General features: G+C 64.2%; 28 protein-coding genes. 16 read left to right on the plus strand and 12 right to left on the minus strand.

Translation table 11 applies throughout. From position 1 onward, the window contains the following. The 10 genes from BO74_RS06670 to thpR all read left to right on the plus strand — a co-directional run bounded on the left by BO74_RS06670 (nt 1) and on the right by thpR (nt 6448). On the plus strand, nt 1-654 hold the full coding sequence (locus BO74_RS06670; protein WP_496440985.1) for a NapC/NirT family cytochrome c: 654 nt from the start codon (nt 1-3) through the stop codon (nt 652-654). Nucleotides 655-752: 98 nt separating this feature from the next. After that, nucleotides 753-1790, plus strand: a complete 1038-nt coding sequence (gene moaA, locus BO74_RS06675) for a GTP 3',8-cyclase MoaA (protein WP_496440986.1) — start codon at nt 753-755, stop codon at nt 1788-1790. Between the two features lie 16 nt (nt 1791-1806). Beyond that, the gene (gene moaC, locus BO74_RS06680; RefSeq protein WP_496440988.1) at nt 1807-2322 is read left to right on the plus strand and encodes a cyclic pyranopterin monophosphate synthase MoaC; all 516 of its coding nucleotides are present in this window, start codon (nt 1807-1809) and stop codon (nt 2320-2322) included. Then, on the plus strand, nt 2319-2561 hold the full coding sequence (locus BO74_RS06685) for a MoaD/ThiS family protein (RefSeq protein WP_496440989.1): 243 nt from the start codon (nt 2319-2321) through the stop codon (nt 2559-2561). Before moaC ends, BO74_RS06685 begins: the two co-directional genes overlap by 4 nt. A 1-nt stretch (nt 2562) precedes the next feature. Next, nucleotides 2563-2988, plus strand: coding sequence for a molybdenum cofactor biosynthesis protein MoaE (locus BO74_RS06690; RefSeq protein WP_496440991.1), 426 nt, complete (start codon nt 2563-2565; stop codon nt 2986-2988). An 8-nt stretch (nt 2989-2996) separates the two neighbouring features. Then, nucleotides 2997-3491, plus strand: a complete 495-nt coding sequence (gene mobB, locus BO74_RS06695) for a molybdopterin-guanine dinucleotide biosynthesis protein B (protein ID WP_496440992.1) — start codon at nt 2997-2999, stop codon at nt 3489-3491. Then, complete coding sequence (gene mobA, locus BO74_RS06700) at nt 3488-4087, plus strand: molybdenum cofactor guanylyltransferase (protein WP_496440994.1); 600 nt, start codon at nt 3488-3490, stop codon at nt 4085-4087. The genes mobB and mobA overlap by 4 nt, the downstream gene beginning before the upstream one ends. Next, on the plus strand, nt 4084-5343 hold the full coding sequence (locus BO74_RS06705) for a molybdopterin molybdotransferase MoeA (RefSeq protein WP_496440995.1): 1260 nt from the start codon (nt 4084-4086) through the stop codon (nt 5341-5343). The genes mobA and BO74_RS06705 overlap by 4 nt, the downstream gene beginning before the upstream one ends. After that, nucleotides 5340-5903, plus strand: a complete 564-nt coding sequence (gene mog, locus BO74_RS06710; RefSeq protein WP_496440996.1) for a molybdopterin adenylyltransferase — start codon at nt 5340-5342, stop codon at nt 5901-5903. The genes BO74_RS06705 and mog overlap by 4 nt, the downstream gene beginning before the upstream one ends. A gap of 23 nt (nt 5904-5926) precedes the next feature. Continuing rightward, nucleotides 5927-6448 carry an RNA 2',3'-cyclic phosphodiesterase gene (gene thpR, locus BO74_RS06715; RefSeq protein WP_496440997.1) on the plus strand — a complete coding sequence of 174 codons (522 nt, stop codon included), beginning with the start codon at nt 5927-5929 and terminating at the stop codon, nt 6446-6448. Nucleotides 6449-6475: 27 nt separating this feature from the next. Here thpR and infA read toward each other — a convergent pair whose 3' ends face one another. Further along, nucleotides 6476-6736 carry a translation initiation factor IF-1 gene (gene infA, locus BO74_RS06720; RefSeq protein ID WP_496440999.1) on the minus strand — a complete coding sequence of 87 codons (261 nt, stop codon included), beginning with the start codon at nt 6734-6736 and terminating at the stop codon, nt 6476-6478. A 106-nt stretch (nt 6737-6842) separates the two neighbouring features. Then, nucleotides 6843-7049, minus strand: coding sequence for a cold-shock protein (locus BO74_RS06725; protein WP_305075729.1), 207 nt, complete (start codon nt 7047-7049; stop codon nt 6843-6845). A gap of 338 nt (nt 7050-7387) precedes the next feature. On the opposite strand from BO74_RS06725, the gene BO74_RS06730 reads away from it, so the two are divergent. Together BO74_RS06730 and BO74_RS06735 are read left to right on the plus strand one after the other, a co-directional pair. Then, nucleotides 7388-7903, plus strand: coding sequence for a M48 metallopeptidase family protein (locus tag BO74_RS06730; protein WP_496441000.1), 516 nt, complete (start codon nt 7388-7390; stop codon nt 7901-7903). Between the two features lie 123 nt (nt 7904-8026). After that, on the plus strand, nt 8027-8515 hold the full coding sequence (locus tag BO74_RS06735) for a hypothetical protein (RefSeq protein WP_496441001.1): 489 nt from the start codon (nt 8027-8029) through the stop codon (nt 8513-8515). Between the two features lie 22 nt (nt 8516-8537). Here the strand turns inward: BO74_RS06735 and BO74_RS06740 are convergent, their stop codons facing one another. From BO74_RS06740 to BO74_RS06750, 3 genes are read right to left on the minus strand one after another with little or no spacing between them, the layout of a single operon-like run. Continuing rightward, the gene (locus tag BO74_RS06740) at nt 8538-9065 is read right to left on the minus strand and encodes an HD domain-containing protein (RefSeq protein ID WP_496441002.1); all 528 of its coding nucleotides are present in this window, start codon (nt 9063-9065) and stop codon (nt 8538-8540) included. Between the two features lie 8 nt (nt 9066-9073). After that, nucleotides 9074-9592 (minus strand): nucleoside 2-deoxyribosyltransferase, encoded by a 519-nt coding sequence (locus tag BO74_RS06745; protein WP_496441004.1) that lies wholly within the window; start codon nt 9590-9592, stop codon nt 9074-9076. Then, nucleotides 9589-10413, minus strand: coding sequence for a mechanosensitive ion channel family protein (locus BO74_RS06750; RefSeq protein ID WP_496441005.1), 825 nt, complete (start codon nt 10411-10413; stop codon nt 9589-9591). Before BO74_RS06750 ends, BO74_RS06745 begins: the two co-directional genes overlap by 4 nt. A gap of 113 nt (nt 10414-10526) precedes the next feature. On the opposite strand from BO74_RS06750, the gene BO74_RS06755 reads away from it, so the two are divergent. After that, entirely contained in the window at nt 10527-11624 is a 1098-nt protein-coding gene (locus BO74_RS06755; protein ID WP_496441006.1) for a sensor domain-containing diguanylate cyclase, read from the plus strand. On the opposite strand, the gene meaB is transcribed toward BO74_RS06755, so the two are convergent. From meaB to BO74_RS06790, 7 genes are all read right to left on the minus strand, one after another. Beyond that, nucleotides 11621-12628: a methylmalonyl Co-A mutase-associated GTPase MeaB gene (gene meaB, locus BO74_RS06760; protein ID WP_496441008.1), complete on the minus strand. Its 1008-nt coding sequence runs from the start codon at nt 12626-12628 to the stop codon at nt 11621-11623. The two genes, BO74_RS06755 and meaB, sit on opposite strands and share 4 nt — an antisense overlap. A gap of 20 nt (nt 12629-12648) precedes the next feature. Further along, entirely contained in the window at nt 12649-14814 is a 2166-nt protein-coding gene (gene scpA / locus BO74_RS06765; RefSeq protein ID WP_496441010.1) for a methylmalonyl-CoA mutase, read from the minus strand. A 270-nt stretch (nt 14815-15084) separates the two neighbouring features. Next, nucleotides 15085-15885 carry a sulfite exporter TauE/SafE family protein gene (locus BO74_RS06770; protein WP_496441012.1) on the minus strand — a complete coding sequence of 267 codons (801 nt, stop codon included), beginning with the start codon at nt 15883-15885 and terminating at the stop codon, nt 15085-15087. 14 nt (nt 15886-15899) lie between these two features. After that, nucleotides 15900-17084, minus strand: a complete 1185-nt coding sequence (locus BO74_RS06775; RefSeq protein ID WP_496441013.1) for an iron-containing alcohol dehydrogenase — start codon at nt 17082-17084, stop codon at nt 15900-15902. Nucleotides 17085-17164: 80 nt separating this feature from the next. After that, complete coding sequence (locus tag BO74_RS06780) at nt 17165-18151, minus strand: 1-phosphofructokinase family hexose kinase (protein ID WP_496441014.1); 987 nt, start codon at nt 18149-18151, stop codon at nt 17165-17167. A gap of 75 nt (nt 18152-18226) precedes the next feature. Continuing rightward, nucleotides 18227-20230: a transketolase gene (gene tkt / locus BO74_RS06785; protein WP_496441016.1), complete on the minus strand. Its 2004-nt coding sequence runs from the start codon at nt 20228-20230 to the stop codon at nt 18227-18229. A gap of 136 nt (nt 20231-20366) precedes the next feature. Beyond that, nucleotides 20367-21203, minus strand: a complete 837-nt coding sequence (locus BO74_RS06790; RefSeq protein WP_496441017.1) for a pyridoxal phosphatase — start codon at nt 21201-21203, stop codon at nt 20367-20369. Between the two features lie 174 nt (nt 21204-21377). Between BO74_RS06790 and ercA the strand changes: the two genes are divergently transcribed. Genes ercA through BO74_RS06805 form a run of 3 tightly spaced genes read left to right on the plus strand, consistent with a single transcriptional unit; the run spans nt 21378 to nt 25938 of the window. Next, nucleotides 21378-22535 (plus strand): alcohol dehydrogenase-like regulatory protein ErcA, encoded by a 1158-nt coding sequence (gene ercA / locus BO74_RS06795; RefSeq protein WP_496441018.1) that lies wholly within the window; start codon nt 21378-21380, stop codon nt 22533-22535. Next, nucleotides 22519-24678, plus strand: coding sequence for a putative bifunctional diguanylate cyclase/phosphodiesterase (locus tag BO74_RS06800; RefSeq protein WP_496441020.1), 2160 nt, complete (start codon nt 22519-22521; stop codon nt 24676-24678). Before ercA ends, BO74_RS06800 begins: the two co-directional genes overlap by 17 nt. A gap of 60 nt (nt 24679-24738) precedes the next feature. After that, nucleotides 24739-25938 carry a class I SAM-dependent rRNA methyltransferase gene (locus BO74_RS06805; protein WP_496441022.1) on the plus strand — a complete coding sequence of 400 codons (1200 nt, stop codon included), beginning with the start codon at nt 24739-24741 and terminating at the stop codon, nt 25936-25938. Nucleotides 25939-25942 lie beyond the last annotated feature (4 nt).

A 25942-nucleotide genomic window follows, 5' to 3' on the forward strand; every position in this document is an offset into this window, starting at 1 on the left:
ATGAAAATGGACAAGATCAAGAGTGTGGCTGCCAGCCTGTTGCGGCGCTTTCATGCGCTGGGCTGGATCGGCGTCGGGTTGCTCTTCGTCGCTGGTATGGCGTCGTGGATCGGTTTCAACTACGCGCTGGAAACGACCAATACCGAGGAGTTTTGCATCTCCTGCCACGAGATGCGGGTGAACTCCTACGAGGAATATCGTCTGACCACGCATGCCTCCAGCCGCACCGGCGTGCGGGCGACCTGTCCGGACTGCCACGTGCCGAAAGCGTTCGGGCCGAAGATGTATGCCAAGATCCGCGCCTCGAAGGACGTCTATCACAACATCCTGGGTACCATCGACACGCCGGAGAAATTCGATGCCTATCGCTCGAAGATGGCCGAAGCCGTGTGGGCACGAATGAAGGAGACCGATTCGCGCGAATGCCGCGGTTGCCACGACGATCAGAGTTTTGACTACGCCAAGCAGAGCCGTCGCGCGGCGGAAGTCCACCAGGAAGGGCTGAACGCGGGGCAGACGTGTATCGACTGTCACAAGGGTATCGCCCACCGCCTGCCGAGCGTCGAGCAGTCGATCGGAGCTGAGAAGGGCGGCGTGACGCAGGAAATTTTCCACCCGGCACCGCTGGGAGTGGGCGAGGAAAAGGGAAAGTAAGGCAGGGAACCTGCCATGATCGGGATGGGTCGACCTGACCCGGGCGGTTGTAATGCGTATGCCGAAGCCGCCCTCCTGACTTCTGCATGGAGCACTGATTGAGCGAGGCGTTTCCCTTCGTCACCGACACTCTTCATCGCCCGTTGCGCGATCTTCGGATCTCGGTGACGGATCGCTGCAACATGCGCTGCACGTACTGCATGCCACGGGAGGTGTTCGGCAAGGATTTCGTTTTTCTGCAACGTGCCGAACTGCTCAGCTTCGAGGAGATCACCCGGCTGGCGCGGCTGTTCGTCGGGCTAGGCGTGCGCAAGCTGCGCCTGTCCGGCGGCGAGCCGCTGCTGCGCCACGGCGTCGAGCGGCTGGTCGAACAACTGGCCCGGATTGAGGACGGCCGCGGCCGCCCCGTCGAAATCGCACTGACCACCAACGGCACGCTGCTCGCCGCCAAGGCGCGCAGCCTGAAGGACGCCGGCCTGACGCGGCTCACCGTCAGTCTCGATGCCTTGAGCGCGGAGGTGCTCCGGCAGATGAGCGACTCTGGCGTCGCCGTCGGTCGTGTCCTCGACGGCATCGCCGCCGCCCAGGCCGTCGGCCTCGCCCCGGTCAAGGTCAACACCGTGGTCAAGCGCGGTGTCAATGAAAGCGAGATCCTGCCGCTGGTGCGGCACTTCCGGCACAGCGGCGTGATCCTGCGCTTCATCGAATTCATGGACGTTGGCACCACCAACGGCTGGCGCCTCGACGACGTCGTGACCGCGCAGGACATCTTGGCGCGGATCGACCGCGAGCATCCGCTGCGGCCGGTCGATCCGAACTACGTCGGCGAAGTCGCCAGGCGCTGGGCGTTCGCCGACGGCGGCGGCGAGATCGGCGTGATTGCCTCAGTGACCCAGGCGTTCTGCCACGAGTGCAGCCGCCTGCGCCTGTCGACCGATGGTCGCCTTTATACTTGCCTCTTCGCCAACGAGGGCTACGATCTACGTACGCCGCTGCGCGGCGGCGAGGATGATCACCAGTTGCGCGAGCGAGTCGTCGCACTTTGGTCGCGCCGGGGTGACCGCTACTCGCAGTTGCGCCATGAGGCGACAGCGTTGCCGGTAAAGAAAATCGAAATGTCGTATATCGGCGGCTGAGCGCCGCCAGACAGGAATGGCCTTGAACGAAACCCAGGATTTCACCCATTTTTCCGCGACCGGGCGGGCGCGCATGGTCGACGTTTCCGGCAAGGACGAGACCCGCCGCGTCGCCATCGCCAGCGGGGTCCTGCGCATGCAGCCGGCAACGCTGGAACGCATTCGTGCCGGCACGCTCGCCAAGGGCAATGTGCTGGCCGTGGCCGATGTCGCTGCGGTGATGGCCGCCAAGCGCACCCCGGAGATGATCCCGATGTGCCATTCGCTGCCGCTCTCGGGCGTCGAGGTGGCTTTTGCCGAAATTGCGCAAGGCGACCGCGAAGGCTGCGTCGGGATCAGGGCCACGGTAACGGCGACCTGCGTCGGGCAGACCGGCGTCGAGATGGAGGCCTTGTGCGCGGTGAGTGCCGCGTTGCTCACTATCTACGATATGTGCAAGGCCATCGACCGCGGCATGCGCATCGAACACGTGCAACTCGACGAGAAACGCGGCGGCAAGAGCGGCGTATGGGTGCGCGGGGAGACGAAATGATCACGGTACTGTTTTTCGGCCCGGTGGCTGACCGCGTCGGCGAGCGCCAGATCGCCGTGCCGTTCCGCGCCGGGATGTGCTGGCAGGACGTCCGCGATGAACTGCAGCCGCGTTATCCCGAAGCCTTCGCGCTGGTCTCGATTACCGCGGTGAACGGCGAACGGGTGCGCGACGACGTCCACACGCCGCTGGCCGACGGCGCGGAGATCGTCTTCATGTCGCGTTTTTCCGGAGGCTGAGATGAGCGACGCGGTACGACTGCAACTGGAGGACTTTTTTCAGGACGAGGAAGTCCGCGCCCTGCGCGCCAGTTCCACGCGCATGGGCGGCATCGCCACCTTTCTCGGCTGCGCGCGCGACTTCTCCGAAGGCCGCGAGGTCTGCGAGATCGGCTTCGACGCCTACCGCCCGATGGCGCTGGCCGAGTTGCAGAAACTGCGCACCGAGGCCATCGAACGCTTTGGCCTGCTCGACGCGCGCATAGTGCATCGGCTCGGCACCGTCCGCGCTGGCGACAACATCGTCTTCATCGCCACCGGCGCCGAACATCGCGCCCCGGCGCTGGAGGCCTGCCGCTGGCTGATCGACGAGCTGAAGGAACGCGTGCCGATCTGGAAGAAGGAAATCACCCCGAGCGGCGACGCGTGGGTGACGCCGCATCCCTGAGGAACCCTATGATCCCTCCCGTATTCATCTTCGTCGGCCACTCCAATTCCGGCAAGACGACCTTCGTCGAAAAACTCATTCCGAAGCTGACGGAGCGCGGCCGGCGGGTGGCGACGATCAAGCACGCGCATCACAAGGTCGAGCTCGACAAAGAAGGCAAGGACAGCTGGCGCTACAAGAACGCCGGGGCCGAGATGAGCATGCTGGTGACCACCACCGCGCTGCAGCTGGTGGCCGACGCCGTTGATCGCCGCGAGCCGTTGCAGCTGGCGGAACGCTTCCTCGGCGAAGCCGACGTGGTACTCGCCGAGGGGTTCTCGCACGCCGCCGGTCCCAAGATCGAGGTGTTGCGCCGCGCCAACGACAAGCCGCCGCGTTGCGCCATCGAGGACGGACTGATCGCCATCGTCACCGACTGCCCCGAGGTCTATCCCGAGCTGCCGCACTTCGCGCTCGACGACGCGGCGGGGGTGGCCGAGTTCCTGCTCTCCCGCGCGTCGTGATCGCCGACTGCACGGCGCTGGTGCTGGCCGGCGGCGAGTCGCGCCGGATGGGCGTGGACAAGCCCGGGCTGGACTTCGGCGGGATGACGCTGCTCGACCGCGTGGTCGGGCGGATGCAGGACGTCTTCCCACGCGTCGTCGTCAGTGTGCGCACGCCGCGACCCGACGTCGCCGTGCCGCAGGTGTGTGACGAACAGTCTGCGGGCGGGCCGCTTGCCGGGCTTTGCGCGGGCCTGACTTCGGTGGAAACGCCTTGGGTCTTTGCCGTCGCCGCCGACATGCCTTTCCTGCAACGGGACGTGATCCGGCAGCTGGCCATGTGCCGCGAGGGGGTTCAGGCCGTCGTGCCGGTGATTGCGGGGGTGCCGCAGCCGCTGGCGGCCTACTATGCGACGAACGCGCTGCCGGTGATCCGTGCGCTGCTTGATGCGCCGGGCAAGCACAGTCTGCGCGCCGCGCTGGACCGGCTGCGCGTCTGCCTTGTCGATGAAGGCACGTTGCAGGCGATCGATCCCGGCCTGCACAGTTTTTTTGACCTCGACACGCCGGCCGATCTGGCGGCGGCGAGGCGTCATGAAGATGAGGTGAAACAGTGAGCGAGAACACCAACCTGTCGGTCAGCGCGGCGCAAGCCTGCGTCCTGGGCTTCGCCCAGACCGGCGGCAGAGAAGAGATCCCCCTGGAGCGCGCGCTCGGCCGGGTGCTGGCCGAGGAGGTGCATGCCAACCGCGACCAGCCGCCGTACGACGTTTCGGCGATGGACGGCTTTGCCGTGCGCAGCGCCGACCTGACGACCGGCGGCGTGCTGCTGACCGTCATCGAGGACATCAAGGCCGGCGACCTGCCGAAGAAGAGTGTGGCCGGCGGCCAGTGCGCGCGCATCATGACCGGCGCGCCGGTGCCGTCCGGCGCCGATGCGGTGATCCGCGTCGAGGATACGCGGATGCTTGCCGACGACAGCGTCGAGATCAGCGTGCCGGTCAAGGCCGGCAACGACATCCGCGTGCGCGGCGAGAACATGCGACTCGGCGACGTCGTGTTGCACGCCGGCACGGAAATCACCCCGGGGGTGATCGGCCTGCTGGCGACCGTCAAGCGCGCCCGCGTCACGGTTTATCGCCGGCCGCGGGTGGCGATCCTCTCGAGCGGTGACGAACTCGAAGCGCTGGAGGCGCCGTTCGACGCCGACAAGATCCCCGAATCGAACAGCCATGCGCTGATGGCGCAACTGCAGGCGCTGGGCATCGAGCCGGTGCGCCTCGGCATTGCCCACGACGACCCGGCGGAGCTTGCCGCCTTTCTCCGGCAGGGGCTTGACTACGACGTGCTGCTGGTTTCCGGCGGCTCGTCGGTTGGTGTGCACGACCACGTGCGGCCGACCCTCGAGTCGCTCGGCGTGACCATGCATTTCTGGCGCGTCGAGATGAAGCCCGGGCACCCGCTGGCCTTCGGCACGCGCGGCGGTACGCTGGTCTTCGGCCTGCCCGGCAATCCGGTGTCGAGCATGGTCTGCTTCGAACAGTTCGTCCTGCCGGCGCTGCGCCGGATGATGGGCCATCCGAACCTGTTTCGGCGCATCGTCGTGGCGACGCTGGCGCACCCGCTCAAGCATCGCCCGGGACGGATGGAATTCATCCGTGTCACGCTGGCGACGGAGGCAAACGGCCGCCTGGTGGCGACGTCCACCGGTTCGCAGAGCAGCGGCGATCTTTGCTCGATGGCCCGCGCTGACGGCCTGCTTGTCGTTCCGGCGGAAAGCGGCAACCTTGCGGGAGGCGACGTTGTACAGGTGCAGCTGCTCGACGGCAGCCTGTACCAGCACGCGGCCGGTTTTGTGGAGGTGGCAGCATGAACACGGCAAACATGCACGCAACGACGAAAGCCCGGATCGGTATCCTGACCGTCTCCGACCGCGCCAGCCGCGGCGACTATGAGGACAAGGGCGGACCGGCGATCCGTGAATGGCTGACGCAGGCACTTGCCAATCCGTGGGAGGCTGTCGCGCGGGTGATTCCCGACGAACAGCCTTTGATCGAGGCGGCGCTGATCGAGATGGCGGACAAGGAGGGCTGCAGCCTGGTGGTGACGACCGGCGGCACCGGGCCGGCGTTGCGCGACGTGACGCCGGAGGCCACCGAGGCCGTGTGCAGCAAGATGCTGCCGGGCTTCGGCGAGTTGATGCGCACGGCGTCGCTGAAGTTCGTTCCGACCGCGATTCTCTCGCGCCAGACCGCGGGCATCCGTGGCCGCTGCCTGATCGTCAACCTGCCCGGCAAACCCTCGGCGATCGACGATTGCCTGCAGGCGGTCTTTCCGGCCATCCCCTACTGCATCGACCTGATCGAGGGTGCCTGGCTGGAGGCCGATCCGGACTTCTGCAAGGCGTTTCGACCGGCGCACGCAAAGAAGTGAGCGCCGACTGACTTTCGACTTTCATGCGCCTCTTTTTTGCCCTCTGGCCGCCAGCGTCGGTCGCGCAAGCGCTCGCCGGGCAAGCCGCCATGCTCGCGAAAAGGTTCGGCGGCCGCGCGACCCGGCGGGAAACGATCCATCTGACACTGGCGTTTCTCGGCGACGCCGAGGAGGCGCAACTGCCGGCGGTGCTGGATGTGGCGCGCGAGGTGAAGGCAACGCCTTTTGAACTGACCGTCGACCGTCTGGGGTTCTGGCGCCACAACCGCCTGATCTGGGTGGGGGGGGCGTCACCGCCTCCGGAATTGCAGGCACTGGCGGACGCCCTGCGCGAGCGATTGCTCGCGGCGTCCCTGCCATGCGATGCCTCGCAGTCGTTCGTGCCGCACTTTACTCTGGTACGCAAGGTCGGCGACAGCCATCCCGCGTTGCCGGAACCCGCCCCGATGAATTGGGAGTGCGATCGCTTCGTCCTGGTGCGCTCGCAACTCGGCACGAGCGGAGCAGGGTATGCGACCGTGGCCGAATTCCCGTTGGCGGGATAGCGGTTCAAGGCGCGGTTGAGGGCGGCTTTAGCGCCGGCGCTGGGTCCTCGCCGGGGCCGGGCTACGGCCCTCGATATGACGGAAGTTGATGCGCCCCTTGCTCAGATCGTATGGCGAGAGTTCAAGCGTCACCTTGTCGCCTGCGAGGATGCGAATGCTGTGCTTGCGCATCTTGCCGGCCGTGTAGGCGACCAGCTTATGTCCGTTCTCGAGCAGGACGAGATAGCGTGCGTCGGGCAGAACTTCCATGACGACGCCTTGCATTTCGAGTAGTTCTTCTTTGGCCATGTGAACGCCTCCGGAAAAAATGAAAAAACAAAACCCGGCATAGGCCGGGTTTGCTCGGTGGCGCAGAAGGGCGGACGCTGTCCGCCGAAATGGGCCGCAGTGCGGTTTAGTCGGCTTCGCGGATGTTGGAAGCCTGCTTGCCTTTTTGTCCTTCAGTGATGTCGAAGGTCACGCGCTGGCCTTCTTTCAGGGTCTTGAAACCTTTCGACTGGATCGCCGAGAAGTGCGCGAAGAGGTCTTCGCCGCCGTTGTCCTGAGAGATGAAGCCGAAGCCCTTGGCATCGTTAAACCACTTGACTGTACCTGTTGCCATATTCCTGTATTTCCAAAAAATGTAGAAAGGGGCGAGCCCTTGTTTGAAGGCGAGGATCAAGAAAGCGAGGCAGAAAACGGGGAAGAGGTCTGCAGAACTGCAGGGGCTAACCAGAGAACAACAACACGAACTTGACAATCGCTGGCCGACACTATGCACGAAAAAAACGGTTTGTGCAAATAAATTGTTGATTTATATAAAATTCGGCAAGCGAATGGGGTTTTTCTCCGTTCGCGGCTTCTCGCCGGGAGTCACTGTTATCATGCGGGGCCGTATCACACTTGGATGCGTCCCGCCCCTGCGTAGCACCCAGGGTGCGTCTCGGACGGCACCACCCCATGAGTCAATCTGCCTCGTCCGCTACCCCCGAACTTCTCGCCGGCTATCCCGTCGGGCTCGTCGAGCCTGTCCTGCATCTGCTTGCCGACGGCCGGCTGGGCGAGGAACTGCAGCGCAGATACCCGCATCGCCATGCCGTGCGCTCGGACCGGGTGCTTTACGACTACGTGCTGACCATCAAGAACGAGTGCCTGCGCAACACGCCGCCGCTGAGCAAGGTGGTCTATGACAATTCGCTGCAGCTCGTCCGGCAGGCACTGGGGACGAACACGCGTGTCTCGCGCGTGCAGGGTGCGAAGCTCAAGGCAAAAAACGAAATCCGCATCGCCTCGATTTTTCGCGAGGCGCCGGAGGCGTTTCTGCGCATGATCGTCGTGCATGAACTGGCCCATCTCCGGGCGCGTGACCACGGCAAGGAGTTCTACCAGCTCTGCCGGCACATGGAGCCGGCGTATGCGCAGCTCGAGTTCGATCTTCGCGTCTGGCTGGTATGGCGGGACGCCGCCGCGATGTGATGTTTGTCTGCGGCCGGGGTATTCGGCGGGTGACGCGTTGATATTCAGTTTGGATCAGGGCACGATGCGCCCTCGTCATTCGTCCAATCCACTCGTTGCCACTGGCCAACCGTTTCCATCGTTATGTCCGCTTCCCGTGCCCTGTTGTTGTTCTTCGCCGTTTCCTTCCCGTTGCTCTGCGCTGCCTCAGGCGACAAGATCGAGATCAGGAAATTCACGACCGACGGATGCAGCCGGTTCCCCGACCATTCGCTCATCTCGAACCACGACTGGTGCCATTGCTGCGTTGCTCACGATCTGGCCTACTGGCGCGGCGGCACGGCGGAAGAGCGCCTTGCCGCCGATGAGGCTTTGCGCGATTGTGTCGAAGCGACAACCCACAATCGCGCCTTGGCCGACGTCATGTTCGCCGGCGTTCGGGCCGGTGGCGGACCGTACTTCTATACCAGCTATCGCTGGGGGTACGGCTGGAAGTACGGCCGCAACTACCGGCCCCTGTCTCCTGCAGAGTCGGCCGCAGTCGATACGATGCAGGCCGGCTACCTGGCGACAAACCCGGGTTTGTCCTGTTCGAAGGAACAACCCGATTCAGACGAGGATTCGGGTCGGTAGGCCTGACGGACTGGGTGGCATCTCAGGGCGAAACCGGTTTTTCGGCGCAGGCGCGGTCGAACAGTAGTTCGAGGCGCGGATGGACGCCGCGCATCTCGTCAACGACGGCGCGGGCCCAGTCGAAATAAGCCTGTTGTCGGACCAGCGACCAGCCCGCCGGAGGGCTGAGGGCGATGTCGCGAAGGTTGCAGATTTTGTCGGCCAACTTGACCAGTTGCGCTGGCCTGCTGATGGTCGCGGCGTGAACGATCTGCAGTCGCTTGCGTTCCGCCTTGGGCAACGATTTGTTGTCAGTGACCTCCATGACGAGATCGGCGATGACCTGCCCGAACTCGCTGGTCAGTTCTTCGACGGTCGTGTCGGTGTCCTCGATCGTGTCGTGCAGGACGGCGGCGATCAGCACTGCTTCGTCATCGATTCCGGCCTCGTTGGCCAGTACGTTGGCCAGGGCGATCGGGTGATTGATGTAAGGCGATGCCGCGATGTCCTTGCGTCGCTGGTCGCGGTGCTTGTGGGCGGCAAACGCCAGGGCGGAGATCAGTCTGTTCATCGGTGTGTTCATCTGATTTCGGCAGCTCCAACGGCGCGATGCTCGGTCAGCCAGTGCAGGGCTTCCTCGAGACCGCCGACGACAACGGCTGCGCAGGCTTCGGCGAGCATCAGGTTGATCGGGTGGCCGAAGTCTTCGATCAGTTGCTCGTCGCGGTCCCGCCAGTCCTGCCGTGCTGCGTCGTAACGGGTTTCGCCATGCAGCCGGGCAACGCGCTCCCGCAGTGTTTCACCCCGGGTGAGATAGCCGATCACCGGCTTTCCCAGCGCTGAAGCAAAGCCGACTTCGAATGCGGTGCCGGAGTCGACTTCCGGTCCGCGAAAGGGATCCAGATTGGCCAGCACGACATCGGCCTCGTTGATCATGGCCACGTTCGTCCGGAAAATTCCCGCGGACGTTGTGGCCGACTGGTCGTACGGATGGAGCGGCGCGTAGCCATAACGCTGGCACAGGGCCTTGTGGCGAAGCGCCAGATCCCCGGCGTCGGGACGGAATACATCCGGACCGGCAAGGTAGATCGCTGTCATGTGGCCGGAAGCATGCGCACTTCGCGCTGCGGGAACGGAATTGCGATGCCATGTTCGCGGAAGGATAACAGCACAGCCTGGTTTATCTCGCTTGTCGCGCGCTCGAAATCCGGGACCGCCACCCAGGGGTTGATGTTGAGCGCGATGCTGAAATCGGCCAGCCTGGCCACGCCGATCACCGGTTTCGGATCCTGCAGCACCCGCGGGTTGTTCTGCAGGACCGACTCGATCAGCTGAAGGGCCGCGTCGATATCGGTACCGTAGGCGACGCTGACGGAGAGGGCAAGACGACGGATCTGCCCGCAGTTGTGCAGGATTTCGCCGACGATCTTGCGGTTGGGAATGACCACCCGCGACCGGTCGGGGTGTCCGAGGGTGGTAGTGAACAGGTTGATTTCGAGCACTTCACCTTCTTCGTCGCCGATCGAGATGTAGTCGCCGATGTGGAAGGGTTGCGTGAAGATGATGGTCAACCCGGCGACGACGTTGCCGAGCACGCCCTGCAGGGCCAGCGCGACGCCAGCGCCGGCAACACCGAGGCCGGCGACCAGCGGCAGGAGTTCGACGCCAAGGTTCTGCATGGCCATGATCACGAAGAGGCCGAACACCACGATCTCGGCGATGCGCTCGAACAGTGCGCGTACCGGCAATTCGAGCCGGAAACGCTCAAGCAGACGGCCGGTCATTTTCCCGCACCAGCGGGCGGCAAGGTAGCCGGCGAAAAGGATCAGGGCCGCGACGAGCAGCTTCGGCCCGAATTTGACCGCCATGTCGATGGCGGACGCCCTGGCCTGATCCAGCGAATGGAATTGGTCTCCCATGATGTTTGCCCTTTATTGGAAGAATGCAGGATGCAAGTGTAGCGCAGCTGGATGAGGCCGTGCCGGTGCTGCGGTCGACAGTCAGGTTGCCAGACCACGGCAAAACAACGATCATGGCGGAAAAACAACGGACCGTGCTTCCTGCAATCATGGACTTCCCTTTGGCTCAGAACGTCGAGCTCGATTTCTTTCGCCAGCTGTGGGAGAAATCGAACGATCCATTCTGGTTATGCGAATGTGTCGGCGACGATTTCGTGGTCATTGCGGTCAATCCGGCCGAAGGGCTGGTCGACGCAAGCATCGTTCCGGGCCTGTCGCTTCGCGCCTACTTCGGCGAAGGCAGTGAGGCGGATGAGTTGCTTTCCGGTTACTTCGAATGCCGTGATACTGCCCGGACGGTGCTTTTTCGTCAGCAAGCCGTCATCAATGGTGTCGAGCGCCTCTTCCACTCCCTGCTGGTGCCGGTGACCGACGCGCGGGGGCGGGTGACGCACATCTGCGGGACCGGGCGCGATCTGAGCCAGTTCCTGCAGGCGCAACGGGCCCTGGAAGCGTTGAACAAGCAGCTCGAGGCGCGCGTGGCCGAGCGGACGCAGGCGCTGAACCAGGCCAATGCCGACTTGCGCGAGGCCAACCGCGTGCTGGAGCAACTGGCGCGGTCGGATAGTCTGACTGCGCTCGCCAACCGGCGGTGTTTTTTTGAGCAGGCCGGTGCCGAAGTTCTCCGGGCGCGGCGCTATCGCCATCCGTTGTCCTTGCAGATGCTCGACATCGACCACTTCAAGTCGATCAACGACCGTTTCGGCCATGCCGCCGGCGACAACGTCATCCGGGCGATCGCCGGTATCCTGCGCGATAACCTGCGGCACACCGACCTGGCCGCGCGGATCGGTGGCGAAGAACTTGCGGTCCTGCTGCCTGAAACCGACATCGTTGCGGCGGAACATCACGCCGAGCGACTGCGCGAGACCATCGCCTCGCACGATTTCGGCGGCGGACTACCGGAAATTACGGTCAGCATTGGCGTGTCGCGCGTAGGGGCGGATGAAACGACCATCGAGGCGGCACTATTGCGCGCAGACAATGCGCTTTACCGGGCGAAACAGTCGGGACGCAACCGTGTTTGCATCAGCGACGGCGGCGAGATGCCATCGTCAGTTAGTCAGGCGATGCATGGAGTGGGCGCCGGCCAGCCTGGCGCCGTGCGCTAGGGCTTGGCCAGGTAGGCGAGCAACTGCTGTGCCGCGGCATTCGGCGTGGTGACGCCGTCGGCGACCTGCGCGGACAGTTTCGGCAGTGCCGTGTGCACCTGCGGGTGATGCTTGAACATCTGATGCAGGCCGGATTCGATCAGGCTCCACATCCAGTCGAGCGCCTGTTTCTGGCGCTTGGTCGCGAGTTCGCCGGTCTGGGTGGTGATCTCCCGGTAGCGTTCGATTTCGCCCCAGAATTCGGCCATGCCTTCCTTGTGGAGCGCGCTGACGCCGATGACCGGCGGGCGCCAGTTGGGCGACGTGGGGCGCAGCATGTGCAGTGCCTGCTTCCATTGCGCGCGGGCGACGGCTGCCGCCTTGGGATCGATGTCGCATTTGTTGATGGCCACCAGGTCGGCGATTTCGACGATGCCTTTCTTGATGGCTTGCAGGTCGTCGCCGGCGTTCGGCAACTGGACCAGCGTGAAGATGTCGACCATGCCGGCGACGGTGGTTTCGCTTTGCCCGACACCGACCGTTTCGACAATGATCACGTCGTAGCCGGCCGCTTCGCAGGCCAGCATGGCTTCCCGGGTCTTTTCTGCGACGCCGCCGAGCGAGCCCGCTGACGGGCTGGGCCGGATGAACGCCTCGACGCGCTGACAGAGGGACTCCATGCGCGTCTTGTCGCCGAGAATGGAACCCCCGGAAACCGAAGAAGAAGGATCAACCGCGAGAACCGCGAGATGATGGCCCCGATCGATCAGGTAATTGCCGAGGGCTTCGATGAACGTCGATTTCCCGGCGCCAGGAACGCCGGAAATGCCGACGCGGATGGCATGCCCCGTGTGCGGCAGCAGCGCGCCGATGACTTTCTGCGCGCGCCGCTGGTGATCCGCCCGGGTAGACTCGATCAGAGTGATGGTTTTAGCGAGTGCTCGCCGCTGTTTTGCCAGAACGCCGTCTACCAGGTGTTGGTCGGCGGCCTCCAGTGTGCCTGTGGTCGAAACACTCGCGTCCATCTGCTGCTACTCCTAGTTGCTTAGGCCTTGGCGGCCTTCTTGATTTCTTCCAGAACCTTGCGGGCGGAATCTTCGACGCGGGTACCCGGTCCGAAGACGGCCTTGGCGCCGCCTGCGAACAGTGCATCGTAGTCCTGTGCCGGGATGACGCCGCCGGCGAAGACGATGATGTCGTTGGCGCCTTGATCCTTCAAAGCCTGGACGAGTTGCGGGACCAGGGTCTTGTGACCGGCGGCCAGCGACGAACAGCCGATGGCATGCACGTCGTTCTCGATGGCCTGACGGGCGGCTTCTTCCGGAGTCTGGAAGAGCGGGCCGACGTCGATGTCGAAGCCGAGGTCGGCATAGGCCGTAGCCACCACCTTGGCGCCGCGGTCATGGCCGTCCTGGCCGAGCTTGGCGATCATGATGCGCGGACGGCGTCCGTGCTCGGCGGCGAACTGCTCGACATCCGCCTTGATCGATTCCCAGGTTTCGATACCTTGCACGACACCTCCGTAAACACCCGAAATGGTCTGGTTGTTGGCGCGGAAGCGACCGAAGATTTTCTCCAGCGCATCCGAGACTTCGCCGACCGTGGCGCGCAGGCGCATGGCCTTGACGGTCAGGTCGAGCAGGTTGCCTTCGCCGGTCTCGGCACACTTGGTCAGTGCGTCGAGGGCTGCCTGAACGGCGGCGGCGTCACGCGTTTCGCGGATCTTCTTGATGCTGGCGATCTGCGACTCGCGCACGGCGTGGTTGTCGATGTCGAGGATGTCGATCGCGTCTTCCTTGGCCAGCTTGTACTTGTTGACGCCGACGATGACCTTCTTGCCGGAGTCGATGAGCGCTTGCGTTTCGGCCGCGCACTTCTCGACTTCCATCTTGGCCCAGCCGGATTCGACCGCCTTGACCATGCCGCCCATCTTGTCGATCTCTTCGATGATCGTCCACGCCTTGTCGGCCATTTCCTGGGTCAGCTTTTCCATCATGTAGGAGCCGGCCCACGGATCGACGACGTTGCAGATCTTGGTTTCTTCCTGGATGACGATCTGCGTGTTGCGGGCGATACGTGCCGAGAATTCGGTCGGCAGGGCGATCGCTTCGTCGAGCGCGTTGGTGTGCAGCGACTGGGTGCCGCCGAAGACGGCTGCCATGGCTTCGATCGTGGTGCGGATCACGTTGTTGTACGGATCCTGCTCGGTCAGCGACCAGCCGGAGGTCTGGCTGTGCGTACGCAGCATCATCGACTTCGGGCTCTTGGCGCCGAAACCGGACATGATGCGGTGCCACAGCAGACGGGCGGCGCGCATCTTGGCGATTTCGAGGTAGAAGTTCATGCCGACGGCCCAGAAGAACGACAGGCGGCCAGCGAAGACGTCAACGTCCATACCCGATTCGATACCGGTGCGGACATACTCTTTACCGTCGGCCAGCGTGAAGGCCAGTTCGATCGCCTGGTTGGCGCCGGCTTCGGAGATGTGGTAGCCGGAGATCGAGATCGAGTTGAACTTCGGCATGTGCTGCGCGGTGTACCCGAAGATGTCCGAGATGATCTTCATCGACGGCTTCGGCGGATAGATGTAGGTGTTGCGAACCATGAACTCCTTGAGGATGTCGTTCTGGATCGTGCCGGACAGCTTGTCCTGCGGAACGCCCTGCTCTTCGGCGGCAACGATGTAGCCGGCGAGGACCGGGAGAACGGCGCCGTTCATGGTCATCGAGACGGAGACCTTGTCGAGCGGGATGCCGTCGAACAGCACCTTCATGTCCTCGACCGAGTCGATCGCCACGCCGGCCTTGCCGACGTCGCCGACGACGCGAGGATTGTCGGAGTCGTAACCGCGGTGCGTCGCGAGGTCGAAAGCGACCGAGACGCCCTGGCCGCCTGCGGCCAGCGCCTTGCGGTAGAACGCGTTGGATTCGGTGGCGGTGGAGAAGCCCGCGTACTGGCGGATCGTCCAGGGGCGACCAGCGTACATGGTGGCTTGCGGGCCGCGGATGTACGGGGCGAGGCCCGGCAGCGTGTCGGTGTAGGGCAAGTCGGCAACGTCAGCCTTGGTATACAGCGGCTTGACCGTGATGCCTTCGGAGGTGACCCACTTGATGTTTTCTACGTCACCGCCGGGAGCGGTTTTCGATGCGGCTTTTTTCCATGCATCCAGATTCGACGAATCCGCGAAGACTGGCTTGTTCTCGGTGGACATGACTTTACCTTTCAGGAAGTAAAAACTTTGGGCGTTTTTTCAACCAGAAATGCGGTCGTCAGTCGGATGCAGCAGGCGCCGTAACGCGGTTGAAACCTCGCCGTGAGCCCGCAATGCTACTCTTCCGGGTGGGGTGAGGCAAGGCGAAAGCCAGTCTCCAGCAAGCAAATGCGGAAATCCGAAGTAGGTAAAGATGGGCGTGCAGGCAGCGATTCGGTAGTCGCGCGAATAATGATCTTGCGGAAACGATGAGCCGGGTGGACTACACGTTCAGGCGAAAAGTTTCCACAACATGCGTCCGGCCAGAACGATCAGCAGTCCGGCGAAGATCCGCTTCAGCGTGGCGACCGGGAGACGGTGCGCTGTCCGCGCTCCGAAGGGGGCGGCGAGCATGCTGAACGGAATCATCCAGAGCAGTGCCGGAAGGTAGATGTAGCCAAAACTGCCTGGTGGCAACTGCGGTTGGCTCCAGCCGTTGTAGATATAACCCAGCGAGCCGCCGGCGGCGATCGGGAAGCCGACGGCGGCCGAGGTGCCGATCGCCTTTTGTACTTTGACGTTGCACCAACTCAGGAAAGGTACGGTCAGCGCGCCGCCGCCGATTGCCACCAGCGAGGAAATCGAGCCGATGCCGACGCCGGTGCAGAAAACCCCGAAACGCCCGGGCAATTCCCTCGCCGCCTTGGGCTTTAGGTTGAGGATCATCTGCGCCGCGACGAAGCAGACGAAGGCGGTGAAGAAAATCGCCAGTGGGCGCGAGGGCACGCGTGAAGCGAGTTGCGTGCCGAGCAGCGTGCCGGCCAGGATGCCCGGGGCAATCTGCATGACGACCGGCCAGAGGACGGCCCGGTGCCGGTGATGGGCGCGCAGGCTCGAAATCGAGGTGAACAGAATGGCGGCCATCGAGGTACCGAGCGCCATATGGAGGGCTTCGGTGGCAGGGAAGCCGCTCTGCGAGGCGAAGATCATGGTCAGGGTCGGGACCATGATCAGTCCGCCGCCAATGCCCAGCAACCCCGCTGAAAATCCAGAAAAAACGCCCAGTCCAACGTAGGCCAGCCACCACTCCATCGTGTTCTCCGTCGTTACAGCCGGGCTTCGAGGATCGCCTGCATCTGCATACGGTCGAGCGTGATCGGGCTGTTCTTGTTGTTCGATTTGTCGAGGATGCGCGGCAGATCGTCGCGGCTGACGCCGTAGGCCGATAGTTTTGCGATGCCGGTGGCGGCGATCCAGCGGTCGAGCGTCTGCAGCAGCAGGTCGCAGCCGGCTTCGGTGGTCGCCGGCGCTTCACCCGAGAGGATGGCGCCGGCCCGGGCGTGCTTTTCCAGCGCGATCCGGTTTGTTGCAGGATCACGGCGCAGGGCCTGGAGGTTGGCCTGCGTGGCGGCGCCGATCAGCGTGCCGCAGACGACGCCGTGGGGAATCGGGAAGAAGCCGCCGATCGGCCCGGCGAAACCGTGCACCACGCCGAGTCCGGCGTTGGCCAGCACGATGCCCGAGAGCAGGGCGGCGTAGGCCATGTGGCTGCGCGCGACGAGATCGTTCGCGCCATTTTCAAATGCTGGAAGGAATCCCGCGGCGACGTGTTCCAGCCCGCTCAGCGCCAGGGCGTCGGTCATCGGCGAGGCCTTGCTCGACACATAGGCTTCGAGCAGTTGGGTCAGTGCATCGAGACCGCAGGCGGCGGTGACATCGGCCGGGCAACTCAGTGTCAGCTCCGGATCGACGAGGGCGATGTCCGGGACGAAGTTGTCGTGGCGCAGCGAACTCTTGTAGCCGTCCGCGCCGATGCTGCTCAGTACCGCGTTCTTGGTTGCCTCGGCACCGGTTCCGGACGAGGTCGGCACGGCGATGTAGGGAGTCTTGCGCCCGTCGTGTTTTCGCGTGTCGACGCATTCGAGGAACGGAACGACCGACCCCTCCTGCGGCAGCATGGCCGAGATGGCCTTGCCGGCGTCCAGCGGGCTGCCGCCACCGATGCCGACGACGCAGTCGATGTGCGCGTCGCGGAAACTGGCGACCGTCGTGTCGACAAACTCGGGAGAGGGTTCGCCGGTGACCGCACAGTGGTGGGCCTGGATGCCGGCCGCAGCGATTTCGTCAGTAAGGCGTTGATGGTGGCCAGAACGCAGGAAGGATGTTGATCCGGTGACCAGCAGAACGTTCCTGCCGTGTTGGGCGATCAGTCTTGGCAGTAGTGAAAGTCTTCCGGGGCCGAAATGAATTTCCGGCATGCGGGTGAAACTGAAGTCGGCGATGTCGATCATGGTGGGCACAGTGTGAAAGGCTGAAAAAAATCCGGGGGAAGCCCGGGATTCTATGTCATGTGCGCCCGGCGCGGACGCACTCATGCGGGTGGAAATCCCGCTTCCATGAACCCGGGACGCAGGGTGCGCGCGCTCGACTGGGCGCAGTGTGCGGCGAAGTCGATGGCGGCGGCGAGCGTGGTTTCGGGGATGGGCGAGCCGGACAGCTGGTTCCCGGCAAGCAGCGTGGACACCAGTGCGGCCAGGAAAGTATCGCCGCAGCCGATGGTGCTGAGCGTTTCCGTGACGGGTAGCGGTTGTACAGGGTGCTCCCGCAGGCATCCGCACGAAGCGGCGAGAACGCTGTTGGCGCCGCGGGTGAGGACGAAGGTGGTTGCCGGGTAGCAGCGGGAGACGTCGGCTACGGCCGTTGCCAGTTCCGGGGCGAGGGTGGTGTCGGCCAGCACGCCGCTGTGCTCCCCGCCGGCGAACGACGCATCGAGGAAGGCGGCGGCGAACTCGGCGAGATTGATCTTGACCAATGCCGGCTCGGTCTGCATCGCATCGCGCAGGGCCGCCTGTTGCAGGTCGATGGCGACGGGGGTGCTGCGTGCCCGGGCCTGCTCGGCCAGACGTGTCTGGTAGCCGGCGGGAAAGCCGGGGGCCATCGAACCGGCGATGATCAGCGCTCCCGTGTCGGGAAGCAGTTCGGCGAAGGCGGCATCCATCGCCCTGACGCTTGCCTCATCGACAGGGGCGGTGGGTTCGACGAGTTCGGTTACCCGCCGTCCGCCGTTCGTGTTCATCTCGATGACCGAGGTGCAGGTGCGCAGCATGCCGGACGCCGGAACCAGTCGGAGGTTGAGGCCTTCCTTGCCGGCGAGGGCTAGGATCTCCTCGCCGTTGTCTCCTCCCTGGCCCAGGCAGACGGCATTCCGTCCCAGGCGCTGGAGTACCCGGCAGGCATTGACTCCCTTGCCTGCGACGTCCACAACGACGTTTTGCAGGCGGTTGACCTCGCCGAGAGTCAGCGCGTCGATCGTTACGGTGCGTTGCAGGCCGGGACTGAGGCAGATGCAAAGAATCATGAAGAGATTCCGTGTGTTGGATGAAAAAAGACCCGGCAAAACATACCGGGTCTTTGCAGCGGAGCTGTCGTTGCCTTAGGCGGCGATCACGCCCTCGACTGCTTCAGCGACCTTGGCGGCAGTGACGCCGAGGTATTCGAAGACCTGCGCGGCAGGGCCGCACTCGCCGAAGCGGTCGATACCGACGACCGCGCCTTCGAGGCCGACGTACTGGCGCCAGTAGCCGGTGACGCCGGCTTCGACGGCGACGCGCGGAACGCCGCGCGGCAGCACGTCGCTGCGGTAGGAGGCGTCCTGCTGGTCGAAGAGGAACGGCGACGGCATCGAGACGACGCGCACCGGCACGCCCTTCTCGGCGAGTGCCTTCTGTGCTTCGATGGCCAGCGAGACTTCCGAACCGGTGGCGATGATCACCGCCTTCGGCGTACCCGCGCAGTCCTTCAGCACGTAGCCGCCCTTGCGGATGGCGGCGATCTGCGCCTCATCGCGTGCCTGGTGTGCCAGGTTCTGGCGGGTGAGGATCAGCGCGGTCGGGGTCTGCTGGTGCTCCAGGGCGACCTGCCAGGCGACGAAGGCTTCGACGCTGTCGCACGGACGCCAGACGTCGAGGTTCGGCACCATGCGCAGGGTGGCGGTCTGCTCGACCGGCTGGTGCGTCGGGCCGTCTTCGCCGACGCCGATCGAGTCGTGGGTGAACACGTAGATCGGGTTGATCTTCATCAGCGCGGCCATGCGGATGGCGTTGCGGGCGTACTCGGAGAACATCAGGAAGGTGCCGCCGTAGGGGCGGAAGCCACCGTGCAGGACGGCACCGTTCATGATCGCGGCCATGCCGAATTCGCGCACGCCGTAGTGGATGTAGTTGCCGCCCTGGTCGATGCTGCCCGGCGTCACGTCGCGGCAACCCTTCCACATTGTCAGGTTGGACGGCGCGAGGTCGGCCGAGCCGCCAAGGAATTCCGGAACCAGCGGCGCGAGCGCCTGGATGGCGTTCTGCGAGGACTTGCGAGTGGCGATGACTTCGGCCTTCTCGACGATGGCCTTCAGGGTCTCGGCGGACTTGGCAGCGTAGTCGGCGGCGAGTTCGCCCTTCATGCGGCGCTCGAATTCGGCGGCGAGTTCCGGGAAGGCGGCGCGGTAGGCGGCGAACTTCTCGTTCCACACGGCCTGGGCCTTGGCGCCGGAGTCGCGTGCGTCCCACGCGGCGCGGACGTCCTGCGGCACTTCGAACGGGCCGTCGGTGATGCCCAGCGCCGCACGCGTGGCGGCGACTTCGTCCTTGCCGAGCGGGGCGCCGTGCACGTCATGGGTGCCGGCCTTGTTCGGCGAGCCCTTGCCGATGACGGTCTTGCAGCAGATCAGCGTCGGCTTGTCGTTCTGCGCCTTGGCGGCAGCGATGGCGCGGTCGACGGCGTCGACATCGTGGCCGTCGACGTTGCGGATGACGTTCCAGCCATAGGCTTCGAAGCGCTTCGGCGTGTCGTCGGTGAACCAGCCGTCGACGTGGCCGTCGATGGAGATGCCGTTATCGTCGTACAGCGCGATCAGCTTGGATAGCTTCCAGGTGCCGGCCAGCGAACAGGTTTCATGCGAGATGCCTTCCATCATGCAGCCGTCGCCGAGGAAGGTGTAGGTGTAGTGGTCGACGATCGCGTGCCCGTCGCGGTTGAACTCGGCGGCGAGCAGCTTCTCGGCGAGCGCCATGCCGACGGCGTTGCTGATGCCCTGACCGAGCGGACCGGTGGTCGTTTCGACGCCCGCGGTGTGGCCGACTTCGGGGTGGCCCGGGGTCTTGCTGTGCAGTTGGCGGAATTTCTTCAGCTCGTCGAGCGGCAGGTCGTAGCCGGTCAGGTTCAGCAGCGAGTAGATGAGCATCGAGCCGTGACCGTTCGACAGAACGAAGCGGTCGCGATCGGCCCACTTCGGGTCGGCCGGGTTGTGTTGCAGGTGGCGATTCCACAGCGCCACCGCGATTTCCGCCATGCCCATCGGGGCGCCCGGGTGACCGGAGTTGGCTGCCTGTACACCGTCAATCGACAGAACGCGGATGGCGTTCGCCAGCGAAGCCTGAGAAACCATGTGTCATCACTCCTGAAGCGAGAAAGAAAACGGAACAGGCCGCCGGCGTTCGAAAACAGCGCGATGTCGGATCGGCCAGGCTAACGATTTGTGGCTTTACAAAAGTATTTTATTTTATCCAAATGTTACTGTCTTGTCAGCAAGCCTCGGCGGTCTCCAGGACAAAACGGTGCAACACGTCGGCAATGCCGTCGCTGTCGTTGGAGCCGGTCACCCAGTCGGCGCTGTCGCGCACTTCCTGGCGGCTGTTGCCCATGGCGACGCCCAGACCGGCGAGTTCGAGCATCTCCTTGTCGTTGTTCTGGTCGCCGAAGGCGATGACTTCGTGCGCCTCGATTCCGCGCTGAGCGATGAATTCGGCGAGGCGGTGGCCCTTGCTGATCCCGGCGCGGGAGATGTCGAGGCGATTGCCCGCGGATCTTACGCAGCTCAGTTCGGGGCGGCCGCGGATGACCTTTTCGAAATGTTCGAGTGCGGCGACGTCTTCGCTGGCGACCAGGAATTTCCAGAGCACGCCGGCCTCGTCGATCACCCGCTCGAAGGAATCCACCGGCTCGACCCGTGGGCGGAGCGGCTCGGGGAGCGTGGCCGCCCAGCCGAGCAGGCCGGTCATGTGCGCGCCGTGCGTCTCGTAGGTCATCGCCTCGTCGATGTAAATCATGGCGTGCACCGGATGCTCGCGGACGATCGAAAGCAGCAGGCGGGCCTCGTTGCGGGTTAGTGGATTACCGGTGAGTGGCTTATTATTACTAAAGTCATAGACGTAGGTGCCGTTACAGCAGATTGCGGGCAGTTCCAGATTCAGTTGGTGCCAGTAGGCGCGGGCTGCCGTGTGGTGGCGGCCGGTGACGATCATGGCCTGCACGCCGCGTTTCCGGATGTGTTGCAGAGCGTCGAGGGTTTGCTGCCGGATCTGCAGGTTGCTGTCGAGCAGCGTGCCATCCAGATCGAGGGCAACCAGGCGGAACGTCATGGGGTCTCCGGAGTAAGAAGTGCGCGCGGGGATGGCACAACCGACGAGTATACCGGTAAAGACAGGCAAAGCCGGCTTGCTCCTTCGTATTTCCGGAGGCTAGTATTGAAACAGGGTAAAGATAAATACTTCCGGCGTTCTCAGCCGGAGGCTTTACGGGCAGAGGCTTGAACAATGGCACTTTACGAGATGCGCAAGTTCGTCGCGCCGGAGTTCATCTTCGGAGTCGGATCGCGGCGGCGGGTCGGCTTCTACGCCAAGAACATGATGGCGCGGCGGGTGCTTGTCGTCAGCGATGCCGGGGTGATCGCCGCCGGCTGGCTGAAGGACGTGCAGGACGATCTCGCCGAATTCGGCATCGAGTCGGTCGTATTCAAGGATCTGACGCCCAACCCGAAGGACTACGAGGTCATGGCCGGTGCCGAGTTGTACGCGCGGGAGCGGTGCGACGTGATCGTGGCGCTCGGTGGCGGCAGCGTGATCGATTGTGCCAAGGCCATCGGTGTCGTGCATACCAATGAGATCGATGTGCGCGAGTTCGAGGGCATCGACAAGATCGAGCTTCCCGGTCCGCCGCTGATCTGCATACCGACCACCGCGGGTACCGCCGCCGACGTCTCGCAGTTCTGCATCATCGTGAACTCGGATGAGCGCTACAAGATGGCGATCATCAGCAAGACCGTTGTCCCGGACGTCGCGCTGATCGACCCTGAAACGACAACGACCATGGCGCCGTACCTGACGGCGTGTACCGGGCTCGATGCGTTGACGCACGCCATCGAGGCGTACGTGTCAACCGCCAGTTCCCCGGTGGCCGATGTGCATGCGCTGGAGGCCATCCGGCTGGTCTGGAACAACCTTGAACAGGCGGTGTTGTCTCCGGATCGGGTCGAAGCGCGGGAAAACATGCTGCTGGCCAGTCTGCAGGCCGGGTTGGCTTTTTCCAACGCGAGCCTCGGGGCGGTGCATGCCCTGGCGCATTCCCTCGGCGGCTATCTCGACCTGCCGCACGGCGAGTGCAATGCCCTGCTCCTGGAGCATGTCACACGGTTCAACATGACAGCGGCGATCGAGCGCTTCCGCCGGGTGGGCGAGGCGATCGGGATCGATTCGCGCGGAATGGGGGAGCAGGAACTCTCACGGAGAATCACGGAAGCGTTGTCGTCGCTGCGCCGGCGGGTCGGCATCGTCGACGCGTTGGCGGCGCGTGGGGTCAGCGTCACGGATATTCCACAACTGACCCGGCACGCGATCAACGATGCATGCATCGTGACCAACCCGCGCCGCGTTGTCGTCGGCGATGTCAAGGCGATTTATGGCGAAGCCCTCTGATCCGCGCGACTGGGAGGAACAGAAGAGCCAAATCGTCGGCTTGGGGGAGCGTTCGTTCCGCAAAAGCTATTACCCGCAGTTGCGGGAAAACCTCGACCGGCTGGAGCGCTTTCGCACCCTGCTCGACCGGACGAGCGACTGCGTGGTCCTGATCTCGCTACCGGACGGAACGGTCTGCGATGCCAATGCGGCGCTCGGGCAACTGCTCGGGCGCTCCTCGGTGACGCTGGTCGGCGAGCCGTTCGTGGCGCTGGGGCTGGGGGATGCCGCTGAAATCGTCGAGACCTTGAGCGTCGAGTCGCGTCAGGAGCGCGATTCCGGCGCGATACCCTCGCATTCCGACGTAACCGAGTTCCACCGTGACGGACAGTCGGTCTGGCTGGAGTTGACCTATCGCTTGGCGACGCTCGAAGGCCGCAGCTACGGCGTCATCGTCGGGCGCGATATCACCGAGCGGAAGCGGGCGCACGAAATGGTGGCGTCGCTCCTTGCCGAAAAGGAGGCCCTGCTCGACAACGCGCTGGTCGGCATCGCCATGGTGCGCGAGCGGGTGTTCGTGTCGTGCAACCGGCGCCTTGAAGAAATGCTTGGCTTGCCGCCGGGCAGGGTGGTCGGGCGATCGACACGGATTCTGTACACCAGCGATGCAGCCTTCGCGGAGAGCGGTGAAGATGCCTATGCCCAGCTCGACGCCGGGCAGAGCTATTCCTTCGCGGAGTTGATGGCGCGGGTCGACGGGAGCACCTTCTGGGGCGAATTGGCCGGGCGCTGTGTCGATCCGGCCAAACCGGAGCTGGGCAGCATCTGGATCATCTCCGACGTCACCGAGCGCAAACAGGCCGAGGCCCGGGCCGAGTACCTGTCGTACCACGATGCGCTGACCGGCCTGCCCAATCAGGCGCTGTTGAAGGACCGCATGCAGCAGGCCATGGCCTTTGCGCATACCAGCGGCACTAAACTGGCGCTGATGATCATCGACCTCGACCGGTTCAAGACGATCAATGACTTCCTCGGCCACGCCGCTGGCGATCGCCTGCTCGTCGACCTCGCCGGGCGAATCTCGACGCATGTGCGGAGTACCGATACCTTGAGCCGGCAAGGGGGAGACGAGTTCCATCTGCTGCTTTCCAACCTTTCCGAACCCGACGCGATCGTGACCTTTCTCGGCGAGCTGATGGATGACCTGCAGCAGCCGTTCCGGATCGATGGCCAGGAATTGACCACCTCGGTTTCCGTCGGCGTGGCGATTTTTCCGGAGGACGGCGCCGATTTCGAGACGCTGCTTAAGAAGGCGGACATGGCGATGTTTCGTGCCAAGGACGCCGGCCGCAACACGTACCGCTTCTTCAACGAGGAAATGAACGAGGACGCGGTCGAGCAGATCACCATTCATGCCGGCCTGTGGCGGGCGCTGGAAGCCGAACAGTTCGTCCTGCACTACCAGCCGCAGATCGAAATTGCCAGTGGCCGGCTGATCGGCGCGGAGGCGCTGCTGCGCTGGTGCCATCCGGATCTCGGCCTGGTCTCGCCGGGACGCTTCATCCCGGTCGCCGAGGAAACGGGGCTGATCGTGCAGATCGGCGACTGGGTGTTGCGCGAGGCGTGCCGCGAGGCGATGCGCTGGCGCGAGGCCGGAAAAGGTGGGTTGATCGTGGCGGTTAATCTCTCGGCGATCCAGTTCAAGCGCGGCGACATCGAACAGTCCGTCGCGCGGGCGCTGGAGGAAAGCGGCCTGGATCCGCATCTGCTGGAACTGGAGCTGACCGAATCGATCCTGATCCGCGACAGCGAAAACGTCCTCGCGGCGGTGAAACGGCTCAAGCAGATGGGCGTCAAGCTGTCGATCGACGATTTCGGCACGGGCTACTCCAGCCTGGCCTACCTGAAGCGCTTCGAGGTCGACAAGCTGAAGATCGACCAGACCTTCGTGCGTGATCTGGTTCCCAATTCGGAAGATGCGGCGATCGTGCGCGCGATCATCCAGATGGCGCGCAGCCTCGGGCTGAAGACGATCGCCGAAGGCGTCGAGAGCCAGCACGTGCTTGATCTGCTCGGCTTGATCGAGTGCGACGAGGTTCAGGGTTACCACTGCGGCCGCCCGATGGCCGCGGCGGCATTCCGGGAGTTTCTGACCGGACGCTGAGCGCCGCATTGGCGTAACGTCGGCACAACGACGGGGCTGCGTCGGCGTAGAATGCCGCCCATGCCTGAACTCATACTCAACCCCGGCAAGGAGCGTTCGCTCTTTCGCCGTCATCCCTGGATTTTCGAAGGCTCGGTCGCCCGCCTGAACGGTCGCGCGCGGCCGGGCGATACGGTTGACGTGATCGACGCCGACGGGCGCCGGCTGGCGCGGGCGGCGTGGAGTCCGAAGTCGCAGATTCGCGCGCGCGTGTGGAGCTTCGATCCGGAGGCGATTATCGACGATGCCTTCTTCAAGCGGCGTGTCGCCGATGCCGTGGCGCGTCGGCAGGCTATGCCGCAACTGGCGGGTCAGGACGGCATGCGCCTGATTCACGGCGAATCGGATGGGCTGCCGGGGGTGATCGCCGACCGTTACGGCGACACGATCTGCCTGCAATTGACCGCCGCCGGCCCGGACAAGTGGCGTAACGCCATCGTCGGTGCGCTGGTCAAGGCGACCGAGGCGTTGGGTGTCGCCCGCATCTACGAGCGTTCCGATTCCGACGTGCGCGGTCTCGAAGGGCTGGAGCCCGTCACCGGCTGGGCCTACGGCGAGGCACCGGAAAGCAGTCTGTCGATCGACGAGAACGGGGTGCGTCTCGGTGTCGACGTTGTCGGCGGGCACAAGACCGGCTTTTACCTCGACCAGCGCGACAACCGTCTGCTGACGCGCGATCTGGCGGCCGGCAAGCGCGTGCTCAATTGTTTCTGCTACACCGGCGGCTTCTCGCTGCAGGCGTTGGCTGGCGGTGCGGAGCAAGTCCTGTCGATCGATTCGTCCGGACCGGCGCTGGCTGGCGCACGGGCCAACCTGGCGATGAATCCGCACCTCGACGCGTCGCGCGCCGAATGGCTCGAAGCGGACGTCTTCGAGGCGCTGCGTGTGTTCCGGAAGGAGGCGCGCCGCTTCGACCTGATCGTCCTCGATCCGCCGAAGTTCGCGCCGTCGGCCGCGCATGCCGACCGCGCCGCGCGCGCCTACAAGGACATCAACCTGCTCGGTTTCCGGCTGCTCAATCCGGGTGGCTACTTGCTGACCTATTCGTGCTCGGGCGGTATCGGGCTGGAACTCTTTCAGAAGATCGTCGCCGGCGCGGCGGTCGATGCGAGGCGCGACGCGCGCATCCTGCGCCGGCTCTCCGCCGGCCCCGATCACCCCGTCGCCCTGCATTTTCCTGAGGGCGAGTATCTCAAGGGATTGCTGATCCAGGCTGACTGAGCGC

The organism is Propionivibrio pelophilus DSM 12018 (assembly GCF_059569095.1).